General features: G+C 55.4%; 12 protein-coding genes. 9 read left to right on the top strand and 3 right to left on the bottom strand.

Annotated elements, in window-relative coordinates:
- Positions 1-24: 24 nt before the first annotated feature.
- Positions 25-624 carry a recombinase family protein gene (locus GJW30_RS00590; RefSeq protein WP_096350463.1) on the top strand — a complete coding sequence of 200 codons (600 nt, stop codon included), beginning with the start codon at positions 25-27 and terminating at the stop codon, positions 622-624.
- A 244-nt stretch (positions 625-868) separates the two neighbouring features.
- A complete protein-coding gene (locus GJW30_RS22470) occupies positions 869-1,225 on the top strand; it encodes a hypothetical protein (protein ID WP_130364685.1) in 357 nt (118 codons plus the stop codon).
- Positions 1,226-1,326: 101 nt separating this feature from the next.
- On the opposite strand, the gene GJW30_RS00595 is transcribed toward GJW30_RS22470, so the two are convergent.
- Genes GJW30_RS00595 through GJW30_RS00605 form a run of 3 tightly spaced genes read right to left on the bottom strand, consistent with a single transcriptional unit; the run spans position 1,327 to position 5,780 of the window.
- Positions 1,327-2,352 carry a GDP-L-fucose synthase family protein gene (locus GJW30_RS00595; RefSeq protein ID WP_096350465.1) on the bottom strand — a complete coding sequence of 342 codons (1,026 nt, stop codon included), beginning with the start codon at positions 2,350-2,352 and terminating at the stop codon, positions 1,327-1,329.
- 11 nt (positions 2,353-2,363) lie between these two features.
- Entirely contained in the window at positions 2,364-3,413 is a 1,050-nt protein-coding gene (locus GJW30_RS00600) for a glycosyltransferase (protein WP_096350466.1), read from the bottom strand.
- Positions 3,414-5,780, bottom strand: coding sequence for a glycosyltransferase (locus GJW30_RS00605; RefSeq protein ID WP_096350468.1), 2,367 nt, complete (start codon positions 5,778-5,780; stop codon positions 3,414-3,416). It lies immediately after the preceding gene.
- 333 nt (positions 5,781-6,113) lie between these two features.
- Here GJW30_RS00605 and GJW30_RS00610 point away from each other — a divergent pair, with 333 nt between their 5' ends.
- The 7 genes from GJW30_RS00610 to GJW30_RS00640 all read left to right on the top strand — a co-directional run bounded on the left by GJW30_RS00610 (position 6,114) and on the right by GJW30_RS00640 (position 12,479).
- The gene (locus GJW30_RS00610; protein WP_197703757.1) at positions 6,114-6,947 is read left to right on the top strand and encodes an ABC transporter permease; all 834 of its coding nucleotides are present in this window, start codon (positions 6,114-6,116) and stop codon (positions 6,945-6,947) included.
- Between the two features lie 6 nt (positions 6,948-6,953).
- The gene (locus GJW30_RS00615) at positions 6,954-7,694 is read left to right on the top strand and encodes an ABC transporter ATP-binding protein (protein ID WP_096350469.1); all 741 of its coding nucleotides are present in this window, start codon (positions 6,954-6,956) and stop codon (positions 7,692-7,694) included.
- A 154-nt stretch (positions 7,695-7,848) separates the two neighbouring features.
- Positions 7,849-8,913 (top strand): GDP-mannose 4,6-dehydratase, encoded by a 1,065-nt coding sequence (gmd, locus tag GJW30_RS00620; RefSeq protein WP_096350471.1) that lies wholly within the window; start codon positions 7,849-7,851, stop codon positions 8,911-8,913.
- Positions 8,914-8,949: 36 nt separating this feature from the next.
- Complete coding sequence (locus GJW30_RS00625) at positions 8,950-9,543, top strand: NAD-dependent epimerase/dehydratase family protein (protein WP_197703790.1); 594 nt, start codon at positions 8,950-8,952, stop codon at positions 9,541-9,543.
- Between the two features lie 339 nt (positions 9,544-9,882).
- Positions 9,883-10,941 (top strand): DNA topoisomerase IB, encoded by a 1,059-nt coding sequence (locus GJW30_RS00630; protein WP_096350473.1) that lies wholly within the window; start codon positions 9,883-9,885, stop codon positions 10,939-10,941.
- Between the two features lie 43 nt (positions 10,942-10,984).
- Positions 10,985-11,788, top strand: a complete 804-nt coding sequence (ku, locus tag GJW30_RS00635) for a non-homologous end joining protein Ku (protein ID WP_096350475.1) — start codon at positions 10,985-10,987, stop codon at positions 11,786-11,788.
- Positions 11,789-11,825: 37 nt separating this feature from the next.
- Positions 11,826-12,479, top strand: a complete 654-nt coding sequence (locus tag GJW30_RS00640; protein ID WP_096350477.1) for a D-glycero-alpha-D-manno-heptose-1,7-bisphosphate 7-phosphatase — start codon at positions 11,826-11,828, stop codon at positions 12,477-12,479.
- The last annotated feature ends 1 nt before the right edge of the window (position 12,480 follow it).

A 12,480-nucleotide genomic window follows, 5' to 3' on the forward strand; every position in this document is an offset into this window, starting at 1 on the left:
CACCGGCAAAAGTACGAAGCGAGCATGCGCATAGGTTATGCAAGGTCCTCACTGGCGGAAACAAATTTCGAGCTGCAGCAGCAACTGCTGACGAAAGCAGGCTGCGAAAAAATTTTCGTTGACCGCTGTTACAGTCGCGACGTTCAACGTCCAGGTTTCGAACAGGCAGTTGTTAGCGCTCGGGCAGGCGATGTGATCGTCGTGTGGAAACTCGATCGTTTAGCGATGTCGATAACGCATTGTGTTGAACTTTTGGCCTTCTTCAGGGGCAGACAGGTGGGCCTCGAAACCTTGATCGGCTGCATCGACACAGCCGGTGCGGACGCAGCGCTTATCCAACGCATCTTTTCAGATTTAGCCGAACTTGATCGAGACCTCTTAGCTGATCGATCTACGTCCGAAGTCGTGGCTTGGAGAACTAAGCGGAGCCGCATTCAACGAGCCGACAAGCGTCTTCTCCGAAAGGAGCAGATTTTCGCTGCTATCGAGATGTTGATTGAGAAAAAACTTAGGCTTAATCAAGTGGCAGCCCAGCTTGGTGTCTCTCGAGCAACGTTGGCGCGGTATGTTGATGCCAAAGGAAATACTCTCACCGCAGCAAAAAAACTGCTGGCTGTCCGCTAGACCGTTTCAGATAGCTCGGTTTCTCGCACGCCCGACGATGCACTTTGTGTATCAGCGAGATTGCCTAAATCGCCTCATGATGGAGCCTACGCTTTCGGCAGTAGATCATCCGGATTCGGGCGGCAATTAACTAGATATGCTCTGGCACAACGATTGCGGATCATCCGTTAGATCGCACTTCGAACGTTTGACCCGTTTCAAAACGGAGCATTCGTAGGGGCGCTAACTTACTGCGGAGTAACGCGTGCCATCCCAAACACTGTATCTGCTACGGCAATCGAAAGACGGCGCCACGAACGTCCTGACGATTTTTGCAAACTTGCAGCGCCTATTGCAGCATGTTGAAGCGATAGATGGCGGCGTTCGATGTGCGGCGTTTGTCTCTGACGGCCGAAAGGTCAATCTGAACGTTGAGTGGATGGCAAAACCCGTCACGGCTGAAGTGGAAAGCAACGCGAGCTACCGCCGAACAGTCACCAAATTACTTCGCGATCACTTGAGAAAGCCTGGCACCGGTCTGCACGTAGACAAGCGACAGGTGGCATCGGCGTCCCTCGACCAGCTTATTTCGTCAATCCCACGCACCATGTTGTCCAAATGAATAAAGAATGGTTGCGATAGTCGCGTCCTAGGTCCGATCCACTAGCCAGAACACCGCCAGCATGGTTCGTGCAGGCATTCGATTGAACCCTGGCCTGACAGCTATGCCCCGATCACGGCGTCTTGCTTAGCCCGCTTATCTGAAGTCATCTGAGGTGCGACCGATTGACTAGGCGAGGTTGGATAACGGTTCAAAAAATCGTTGTATGCGTGGTGTAGACCGGTGCGCAGGTCAGTTTTTGCCGTCCAACCCAAGTTGTGAAGCCTACGGACGTCCAGCATCTTGCGTGGCGTACCATCCGGCTTGGTGTCGTCGAAGATAATCTTGCCTTTGAAGCCGACGGTATCGGAAACAAGGTGAGCAAGTTCGTGGATCGTTATATCGTGGCCCAACCCGACGTTCAATAAAGGCGCTGCATCCGGTGCGGTTAGTTTCGCGAACTGTTTCAGCGGAAGGTCGAGAAGAAACGCGATAGCGTTGCCCATGTCGGCGGAATACATGAACTCTCGTCGCGGATTTCCCGTACCCCAGACCGTCACCGCATCCACCGACGACATACGTGCTTCGTGAAAGCGCCTGATCAGTGCAGGGAGCACATGCGAATGATCTGGATGATAGTTGTCGCCCGGGCCGTAAAGGTTCGTCGGCATCACTGCTAGGTAAGCTGTCTGATGCTGCCTATTGAAAGCCCAGCAAGCTTCAACGCCGGCAATCTTTGCGAGAGCATACGGTCGGTTTGTCGCCTCAAGCGGACCGGTCAGAAGATACTCTTCTTTGATCGGCTGAGCACAGTCGCGCGGATAAATACAGGATGATCCTAAGAAGATCATCCGCTTTACACCAGAAGCATGAGCGGCTTCGAAGACACTCAGCTGAATAGCCAAATTCTCGTGCAGGAATTCGACTGGAAAGTTAGAGTTTGCCAGGATACCTCCAACTCTTGCTGCGCTCATAACAACAAAATCTGGGCGCGCCGACATAAAAAAATCGCGCGTTGCCACTCGATCGCTAAGATCAAGTTCAGCGCGAGCTCGCGTTACAATTTCATACTTCCCGCTCGAAGCAAGCGCTTGGGTTGTGGCTGTGCCAACGAGCCCCCGATGTCCCGCTACAAACACCTTGATCATGATAAGCTCTTCTATGTTCTGTTTTGGACCAAAGTTCTAAACTTTGTCATCACTCTGCTAGCAACATGCCAAGTTGATGACTGCTGGCGGGAGTTGCCAATCCGCTCATAATACGAACGGCTTGGTGTGGTTAAAAATTTGACAATAGCTTGTTCCAAATCAACCCATTTGGCTCGGCCTGCTGCCACGCTCTGACCTGCACACCGCCCTAACTCAACCGCCTTTGAAAAATCGAGAGGTTTTGGTGTTTTCTCGTCATATAGCAGGCCGTTGGTACCCGGTAGAATGTATTCGTTCATGGTGCCTTGGTTTGGAGCGACGACGCATTGACCACGGCTCATCGCTTCAAGGAATGATTGGCCTATTCCCTCTGCGAGACGAGGCGCGAAATAGATGTTGGCGCGCGAGACGACAGCATCAAGCTCCGACTTTCGCTCGAACCACTGCGACATCGTGATATTGTGTTGCGAGATTTCTCTTGCGGTTGGCAGGGTGGCGTTAGGTGTCGTCGGGTCGGTGACGAAGTGCAAATGGAAGCTATCGAACCTGGTATTTCCGATCAGTCTTGCAACAGTAGCCCAAGGCAGTTCGCTCTCCCTCCGCAACCAAAAAAACCCATGCAAGCCTTCAGTCGGAATTGCTACCTGATCTTCATGCGGTGGAAAATATCGGGCGAAAAAGCTCGCAATTCCAAAGCCAAGTGTCAGCGAGTGAAGAGCGTTGGAAAAATTCAACACTTTAGCGCCTTCAAACGGTCGCCAAAATTCTGACAAGCTACCAGTCGCTCCGCGCCACTGGCCGAACTGATCAAGCATTGGAATGTATGTGACGTTTGGATGATCCAAACTGAAAATGGTCCCGCGTGGCGGACAGAAAGACTGGAACATCAGCACGACATCGTGCCCGCGAACTTGCTCCCACTCAATCGCAGCCCCCCCCTGCCATGCTTCATCCCAGAACGGGACGACTTCATGGCCGTGCTTCCGCAAAAGGTCTGGCAGAAACGCCGTCGACTGCGTAATTTTGTGAAACGAATGATCGACGTAAGCGATCTTTGCCAACTAAGGCCTCCTTCGGATGTACCTAAAGGCAGACTTCGCGAGCATGTAGAATCTTGGATACGGCAGCAACCGGTCGCGAAGGAGTATTTTCGCCGCAAGTATCATGTTTGAGAAGGGAGCGGCGCCGACTAAATGATGTTGTGGCTGATCAACTAGCGCCCAGGCCAGAACATTGAGCAGGTCGCGATCTGCTCCATGGCGAACGAACGATTCTCGCACAAACAAATCTCGATCAGTGATCATTTCGGATTCATCAACTGCATTCCGAAAGACAAAGAAAATATCCGATAGAGTCTTGATCTCGGCCTCACTCAGTGTGCCAAAGCGCCGCGCTAAAATTTGCATGCATTCAGCGCGGTGTGCGCGGACATTGCCTGAGACACCCCCGAGCGAAAAGTTAATCGTCCGTTCGTTCGTGTAAACGAACTGAACCCCCGCTTCTAGGCAATCCATTATCCACTGAAAATCCGCAGCAATCTTCAACGTTTCATCATAGGGGCCGGAGGCTTCGTAAGCGCTTCTCGTTGCATAAATGCCGTTGTGACAGACATTAGCGCATTTGAAATATGAACCCGGGTGAACGAACGCAGGCGGCCAAGCCAGCGGGCCATCAAGCGTCTCAACTCGCGCTGCCGTCAAAAGTAAATTGGCACCCGATTTGGTGGAAATGCGATTCACCGCAGTCTTCGCAGCATCGGGCTCTAACCAGTCATCGGAATTCAGCACGCAAATTAGTTCACCCCGCGCAAGCGGAATTATTTTGTTCAAGGCATTATACAGCCCGGTGTCAGGCGCTGATGCGTAATAGTCGATCTCCCTGTCATAGCGACGAATGACCTGGAGCGTGTCATCCGTAGATGCTCCGTCGAGAATGACGTGCTCGACAAGTGGGTAAGTTTGCGACCGCACGCTTTCGATTGCTCGCGAAAGCGTGGCAGCATTGTTTCGAACGATAGTGACATAGCTCACGAGAGGATTCGACGACAATTTCGCCAACGGCTGAACCAATCGGCGACCGCCCTCGGCCAACAGGCCCTCATCACTTTGCAACCGATCCGACCACATTGGCCAGTTTCGCTCGCCGTGCGGTCTGCTCGCTCCCACCGAAAAACTTGGGCCGATTGAGCCGTTAACACGCACGTCCAAGTTGGCAATGTTTGCGCCGCTAACTGAACGAGTTTTTCGGACCGAAGAACCGGGCCACGCACCTCGCGGTGGAAGGTTAATGGGGCGCAGGAGATGACGCTGGTGCGCGTGAGCGAGTCGTTCCACCACCAGTTGCGCAGCTACATCCCAATTGAATAGCTTGGAGCGTGCTAAACCTCGCTCAGAAAGCGATCGTCTTAGCTCAGCATCGAAAACGATCGATCTGAACGCATCGCGAACTGCGCGTTTATCTTCAGCAACGATCAAGAGGCCTGCATCGCCTACGACCTCTGGAAGAGATGAGTTGGCAGAACAAATAACGGGGGTACCGCATGACATCGCCTCTAAAGGAGGCAACCCAAAACCCTCGTAAAGAGACATGTAAATAAAGCACAAAGCATCGCTGTAGAGCGCAGACAGGTCTTCCTCATCGACAAACCCTGTGATGATGATTCGATCGCGCCATCTCGATTCAGAAAGCGCAGACTCAAATTTCTCGAGCTTCCAACCTTTCATCCCGGCAAGCACAAGATGTAGATTGCTGTGCGGATTCTCATCAAGAAATTCCGCAAAAGTCGAAACGACTTGCTCCAGATTCTTTCTAACTTCCAACGTTGCAACGCTGAGTACGTATGGCAAACCAACTGGTATCTGGTACTTGCGACGCATCGCAGCTCGATCTACGTCCGACGAATTTGGCTGAAACGACGAGCCTGCGGCTAACGGGATGACAGTGATTTGTTGCGGCGCCAAATCCGGCCTAACGGACAGCAAATCTTGTTTAGTGAAATTCGAGATGGCGAAGATCTCGGTGTCATCGTCTAAGCTATCGATTATGCTCGCCACCTCGGCGGCTGCCTCATGCGTAAAGAATTCGGGATGCTTGATCGCTATTAGATCGTAAACGATATGCGCGTGAAGAACGCTGCGGTCCTCCAACCATGAAGGTGGTGCTACACCAAACGGCGAGAGCAAAATATCTTGAGATGCCCTCAGCCGTTTCGTTGTCAATCTGCTCTGTTCAGCGGTTGTTTGAGCGCAAGAAGAAAACTGCCACGCGGTCGATTCGCCACCGTTTCTGAAAGCTAACGTTGTGCGAAATTGCGGTGATTTCGCAATGCGCGGAAACAGTTCATCGCAAACGCGGTGGATACCCGTTTTGAGCCCTTGTTCGAGCACATACATATCAAGCGCGAGGCGTGGGCGGTAATTCTCAGTCATTCGTCTCGATCAGTGTCAACGTATGCCATCGGGCTGTTGCGCCGGTGTCACTTCCCTATAGCTCAGCGACGAGCCAACGATGGTCTAGCTTATGAGTTTCGCGTAACTCAAACACCACATTGGGTCTGCTTGCATTAGTGCAGAAGTCCGCTAACTGCAGCGAAGGGAGTGAAAGCCCGTATTCCACTAAGCAGAGCTCGTGATCAGCGTTTCTCTGCTGATGGGTTCTAGCGGCCGCATTAGTCAGTAGCCTTAGTGAATTGCAAGCGGATGTAGACTGGATTAGACGTCTTGGAACCGCGGGGTCGCAAAGCCGCGTTAGCGGATAATGCTATGCTGCACCTCAAGGGATGCCGACAGGGTGATATGACGGATACGATATGGCAACGTGCCATCGAAGATTTTCGTGGAGCCCTGCAACGCCGCCATTTGGCAACGACGCTTGCAACACAGGACATCAAACAGCGATACAATAGGTCTCGGATTGGAGCGTTTTGGCTATCAATCAACATGCTTGTGTTGGTGGGAGCGCTTGGATTTGTTTTTGGCACCCTTTTCCGCACCCCGATGCAGGAATTCTTGCCTTTCTTGACAGCGGGCATGATCGTTTGGGGGTTTATTCTTTCATGCCTAACCGAAGGGTGTACGGCGTTCATTGCTTCGGAAGGGATTATCCTTCAAGTCAGGATGCCCCTAACGACCCACATCCTGCGCACCGTTGAGCGTAACCTTTTCATTCTTGCACATAATATTCTAATCCTACCGTTAGTCATGTTGGCTGTCGGCGCATCTTTCCACTGGACAACAATCCTCGCAGTTCCTGGTATTATATTACTGTCGCTTAATCTGCTTTGGATGGTGATGGTTTTGGCGATTGTTTGCACGCGGTTTCGCGACATGACCCAAATCATCCAAAACTTCCTCCAAGTTTCTTTCTATTTAACTCCAATCGTTTGGATGCCAAAAGCGTTACCTACTGGTGCGCCAAGTCGCCTACTTGAGCTCAACCCATTCTTGCATCTCATTGCGATCGTGCGTGACCCGCTTTTGGGCAACCCGTTGTCTGGGCGCTCTTGGATTTTCTGCCTCGGCCTTTTGTTCATTGGGACTATCGCAGCTGCTGGAATGTTCGGTGCATTTCGCCGCCGAATTGCGTACTGGTTGTAATAGTCAATGGCGCTAGTTCTCCTCGACAACGTCTCGGTCGATTTTCCTGTCTACAACGCCCCAAGCAGGTCGTTGAAAAACCGCATGTTGAGTGTTGCTACCGGTGGCGCAATTGATCGTCGGCACGATGGTCATGTCGTAGTTCGCGCAATAAATGGTCTCTCACTTACTCTTAAAGAGGGAGAGCGCATTGGGTTGATCGGCCACAACGGTTCGGGTAAGACAACGCTTCTGCGGGTGTTGTCAGGCATCTACTATCCCTCAAGGGGCAGCGCTAAGATCGACGGCAATTGCGTGTCGCTTATCAATATCTCGCTAGGCATTGATCCCGAAGCTTCCGGCTACGAAAATATTCGCCTGCGCTCTGTCATGATGGGTATGACGGCCGACGAGCTGGCTAAATGTAGGGATGAGATTGCTAGCTTTTCGGGCTTGGGTGACTTTTTGGAAATGCCGTTTCGTACCTACTCTAGTGGCATGCAACTCCGCCTTGCATTTGCGGTTTCAACAGCGATCCGTCCGGAAATTTTGATCATGGATGAATGGCTTTCAACTGGGGATGAGGCTTTCAAGGAGCGTGCCGAAAAGCGGATGCGCGATGTCGTTGACGCGACGAAGATCCTCGTTCTAGCTAGTCATTCGCGCGAACTCCTCGAAACCAATTGCAATCGCGTTATTTGGTTAGAACACGGGCGCGTGAAGATGGACGGCGCTCCAGCAACCGTGTTGCCGGCCTATTTTGGATAGGCGAGCGATGATGATGTCCGCCGAGACTGAACGGTTTGGTGGCGGAAATTACCTGCATTCAATAGTCCGCTACTGAGGATCGAAACGCAGGAAAATTCTTGCCAACGAGAACATAATTCCTAAAGCGACGACATCGGAATATTAAGAGGCTGCTATGAAAACGGCGCTTGTGACGGGTGCAACGGGCCAAGACGGCTTCTATCTGACCGAATTTCTGCTCGCGAAAGGCTATGCGGTTCACGGCGTGAAGCGCCGCTCGAGCTCGTTCAATACGTCGCGTGTCGATCGCTTTCTTCACGATGCGGTTGAGAACGGAACGCCCTACTATCTTCACTACGGCGACCTCACGGACAGCACAAACCTGATCCGGCTGATCCAGTCGATCCAACCGGACGAGATTTACAACCTCGCGGCGCAGTCGCACGTTGCCGTCAGCTTCGAAACACCCGAATACACCGCCAACGCGGACGCCACCGGAACGCTGCGCATCCTTGAGGCGCTGCGCATTCTTGGTCTGACCGAGAAGACGCGCTTCTATCAGGCCTCGACGTCCGAGCTTTATGGCAAGGTCGTCGAGATACCACAGAGCGAGAAATCGCCGTTTTATCCACGCTCGCCTTATGGCGTGGCGAAGCTTTACGGCTATTGGATTACGGTGAACTACCGCGAGGCCTACGGCATTCACGGCTCGAACGGCATCCTGTTCAACCACGAGAGCCCGCACCGCGGCGAAACCTTCGTGACGCGCAAGATTACACGCGCAGTGTCGAGCATTCACCATGGCCTGCAGGATAAACTCCTGCTCGGCAACCTCAACGCGATGCGCGACTGGGGCCACGCCCGCGATTATGTCGAGGGCATGTGGTTGATACTCCAGCAAGAGCAAGGCGACGACTACGTCCTCGCGACCGGCGAGATGCACAGCGTTCGCGAATTTGTCGAGCTGTCGTTCCGCCACATCGGCCGCGAGATCGTCTGGCGCGGTAAGGATCTCGAAGAACAAGGGGTCGACGCCAAGACGGGTGATGTCCTGGTGGCGGTCGACCCGCGCTACTTCCGTCCGACCGAGGTCGAGCAACTTGTAGGCGACCCGACCAAGGCCCGGACGAAACTCGGCTGGACGCACAGCACGCCCTTCCCGGAACTCGTCCGCGAGATGGTCGAAAGCGACCTCGTGGAAGTGCTGGAAGAACACAAGAGGTTGTTCCGCGATGTCTGATGCGCCGGACGCCGTTGCCGCTGAGGGCCGCACGTAATTCTCTTTCGAGTCCTTACGGCGACACGCCAGGACGCGGACCTCACCAGTCAAACGGAAACCGAGCGTAGGCTTGACGCTCAACGCCCGGACGCGATCGTACCCGCGGCGGCCAAGGTAGGTGGCATTCTCGTGAACTCCACCTACCCGGCGGATTTCCTCGACCAAAATCTCGCAATCGCACTCAACGTCGTTCGCGCGGCTCACGCTGTCGGCGTGCGCATGCTCCTGTTTCTCGGCTCCACATGCATCTATCCGAAGTTGGCACCTCAGCCGATGATCGAAGATGTCCTGCTCACCGGTCCGCTTGAGGCGATCAACGAGTGGTACGCCATCGTCAAGATTGCCGGCATCAAACTCTGTCAGGCTTATCGGCTGCACGGTTCCGATTTCATCTCGGCGCAACCGACGAACCTTTACGGCCCGAACGACAACCGCGATTCAGGATCGAGCCACGTGATGGCGGCGCTGATCGCGAAGATCGTTCATGCCAAGCGCGCTGGTAAAAATAGAGTGACTTTGTGGGCATCGGCACGCCGCGCCAAGAATCATTGCACGCCGACGACCTCGCCGACGTGTGTGTCTATCTTATGAAGAACTACAGCGGTCCGACGCCGCTCAATATCGGCACTTGAACCGACATCACGATCCGCGAACTAGCCGAAGTCATCGCCGAAATGGTCGGATGGCAGGGCCAGTTCGCATACGACAAGACCAAGCCGGATGAAACGCCGCGCAAAGACGTCTCACGCATCAGTGCGCTGGGCTAGCAGGCGCGGATTGGCCTGAAAGATGGAATTGCGCGGACAGTGACAGCCTACTCCGGCATCGAACGTGAGGTTTAGTCGGCCGCGGAACCTGCCTGTGTCAAGTCGACCAGATTCATGGGAACCAATACCCGTGCTCGCGCTTATCTGCCGTGGAGTATCCACCATGGCGCTTGTCGAGACCCTGCCCGCCCCCGACGCCAATACCCGCAAGCTCGCGCGGAGCCTTAAACTTAAACACGTCGCCGCCGAAACCCTAAGCATCCGCCGCCGGCGGCTCGGTGAGCGCTTCAGCTACCAGACCGCCAAAGGCATCACGATCAAGGATCGCGAGACCCTAGCGCGTCTGAAAAGCCTCGCGGTGCCGCCCGCCTACGAAGACGTGCTCTACGCCGAGGACCCTCGCGCCCACATTCAGGCGATCGGGCGCGATGCCGCAGGACGTTTGCAATATCGGTATCATCCGGATTGGCAGAAGGTCCGCGAGATGCGCAAATCCGCGCGCCTCGCGCGGCTCGCCGAAGCGCTGCCACGTATCCGCCGCGCCGTCGGTCGTTATCTTGGTGAAGCCGAACCAAGCCGCGCGTTGGCGCTTGCCGCCGTCGTCGATCTTGTCGCGCGTAGCGCCATCCGGCCCGGCAGCGAAAGCTACGCGAAGCTGCGCGGCACGCGCGGCGCAGCGACGCTGCTGAAGTCGAACGTCAGTGTGCAGGGCGACACGATCACGCTGAAATTCCGCGCCAAGGGCGGCAAAAACGTCGTGAAGAGCTTTGCGGCACCTCGCCTGTGCGAGGCGCTCGCGGTGCTCCGCCAAGTGCCGGGCCGCCGCCTCTTCCAATTCCGCAACGAGGCCGGCGACGTCCGCATGGTGACGGCACGCGAAGTCAACGTATTCCTCCGTGAGATTGCCGAAACACGCATTTCATTGAAGGACTTTCGCACGCTTCTTGCGTCCGTCAGCGTGCTCGAGGCGCTCGCCAAGGTAACCCCGGCGACCTCGAAACGCGCTCGGCGCAGCCAGGTGCTGGAAGCCATCCGGGCCGCTGCCGAGGATCTTTCCAACACACCCGCGATCTGCGCAAAAAGCTACGTCCACGAGACGGTGGTCGCCGCCTTCGAGGAGGGCGTCTTGGAAGAATTCGCCGACGCGCTGCGGGCGACCCGCTCGCCGGCCAAGCGCGAGCAGGTCCTGGCCGAGGTCATCGCCACGGCTGCTGCGGCCTGATAGAATCGCGGCCGAATCCCTTGGGAGACATCCCGGAGACGACATGCCGCCGCGTTCATTCTGGAAGGGCTACCTCAAGCTGTCGCTCGTGACCTGCCCGGTCGCGATGGTGCCCGCGACGACGGACAACGAAAAGGTCCGCTTCCACACGCTGAACCGGAAAACCGGCAATCGTGTCGTCAGCCAATACGTCGACTCCGAGACGGGAAAGCCTGTCGATCAGGACAACGAAGTGCGCGGCTATGAGCGCGCCGAGAACGAATACGTCCAGCTCGAGGACGACGAGATCGATGCGGTCGCGCTCGAGAGCACGCGCACAATCGACATCGACATGTTCGTGCCGCGCGAGAGCATCGAGTGGATCTGGTACGACAAACCGCACTATCTCACACCGGACGATCCAGTCGGCGAAGAGGCGTTTTCCGTCATTCGCGACGCGATGGCGGCGACCAACATGGTCGGGATCTCGCGGCTCGTGATGTACCGCCGAGAGCGCGCCGTGATGCTGGTGCCGCGCGACAATGGCATCGTGCTGTGGACGCTGCGTTATGGCGAGGAAGTGCGCGATCCGAATGCGTATTTCGGCGACATGAAGTCGAGCAAACCTGACTCGAAGCTGATGCCGCTCGTGAAGCAGCTGATCGACGAGCGCACCAAAGAGTGGACGCCAAAAATGGTCGACGATCCCGTGCAGGATCGTCTGCTCGACATCATCGCGGACAAGCAGAAGGGCAAGAAGCGTAGCGCGAAGACGAAGGCCGCGCCGGCGCCCGAAACATCCGGCAATGTCATCAACATCATGGATGCGCTGAAGAAGTCGATCGCGGCCGGAGCCAAGAAGAAATAACCGTGCGGTTTAGTACGAACTTCGGACGCTGCTTCAGATGAGCGTTTCACCATTCCTACGCGACGCGATCGGCTGCTGGGCGGAAGCGCGCGCGCATAATGCCGAGCGCTTCCGCGGCAAGCCGGCGTTGTTTCTCGATCGCGACGGTGTCGTGATCGAGGAGAAGAACTACATCGCCGATCCGAAAGACGTGCGCCTGCATGGCGACGTCGCGAAGACGATAGCAGCGGTCAACCAGCTGGATTGTCCCGTCGTTATCGTCACGAACCAGTCGGGCATCGCGCGCGGTTATTTCGACTGGACGGCGTTCGCGCGCGTGATGACTCGAACGTACGATGACCTTGCGGCGTACGGCGCGACCATCGACTTCGTTTACGCTTGCGGTTTCCACGACAGCGGCAAAGGCCCACTCGGCGTGGCCGATCATCCGTGGCGGAAGCCGAACCCCGGCATGCTTCTCGAAGCCGCTGCCGATATCGGCTTAGATCTCGTAAAGTCCGTCATAGTCGGAGACAAGGCTGCGGACTTGGCTGCGGCCAAAGCCGCGGGGCTCAGCAACGGCCTTCTTTACGCTCAAGGATACGGCGCAGATGCCAAGGAGCAGTCGTCTGCTCGCGCGCTTGAAAACAATGCATTCAAAGTCGACGTGATCGAGCGGCTGACTGCCGACACGATTCGATCTCTTCGCTGAA

Origin of the sequence: Variibacter gotjawalensis (genome assembly GCF_002355335.1) — a bacterium.
Classification (GTDB): Bacteria; Pseudomonadota; Alphaproteobacteria; order Rhizobiales; family Xanthobacteraceae; genus Variibacter; species Variibacter gotjawalensis.

Excerpts from the sequence above, each read along its gene's own strand:
- GJW30_RS00605 (WP_096350468.1), bottom strand. The coding sequence starts at position 5,780 with ATGACTGAGAATTACCGCCCACGCCTCGCGCTTGATATGTATGTGCTC.
- GJW30_RS00610 (WP_197703757.1), top strand. The coding sequence starts at position 6,114 with ATGCTGCACCTCAAGGGATGCCGACAGGGTGATATGACGGATACGATA.
- ku (WP_096350475.1), top strand. The coding sequence starts at position 10,985 with ATGCCGCCGCGTTCATTCTGGAAGGGCTACCTCAAGCTGTCGCTCGTG.
- GJW30_RS00590 (WP_096350463.1), top strand. The coding sequence starts at position 25 with ATGCGCATAGGTTATGCAAGGTCCTCACTGGCGGAAACAAATTTCGAG.
- GJW30_RS00630 (WP_096350473.1), top strand. The coding sequence starts at position 9,883 with ATGGCGCTTGTCGAGACCCTGCCCGCCCCCGACGCCAATACCCGCAAG.
- gmd (WP_096350471.1), top strand. The coding sequence starts at position 7,849 with ATGAAAACGGCGCTTGTGACGGGTGCAACGGGCCAAGACGGCTTCTAT.
- GJW30_RS00640 (WP_096350477.1), top strand. The coding sequence starts at position 11,826 with ATGAGCGTTTCACCATTCCTACGCGACGCGATCGGCTGCTGGGCGGAA.
- GJW30_RS00595 (WP_096350465.1), bottom strand. The coding sequence starts at position 2,352 with ATGATCAAGGTGTTTGTAGCGGGACATCGGGGGCTCGTTGGCACAGCC.
- GJW30_RS00615 (WP_096350469.1), top strand. The coding sequence starts at position 6,954 with ATGGCGCTAGTTCTCCTCGACAACGTCTCGGTCGATTTTCCTGTCTAC.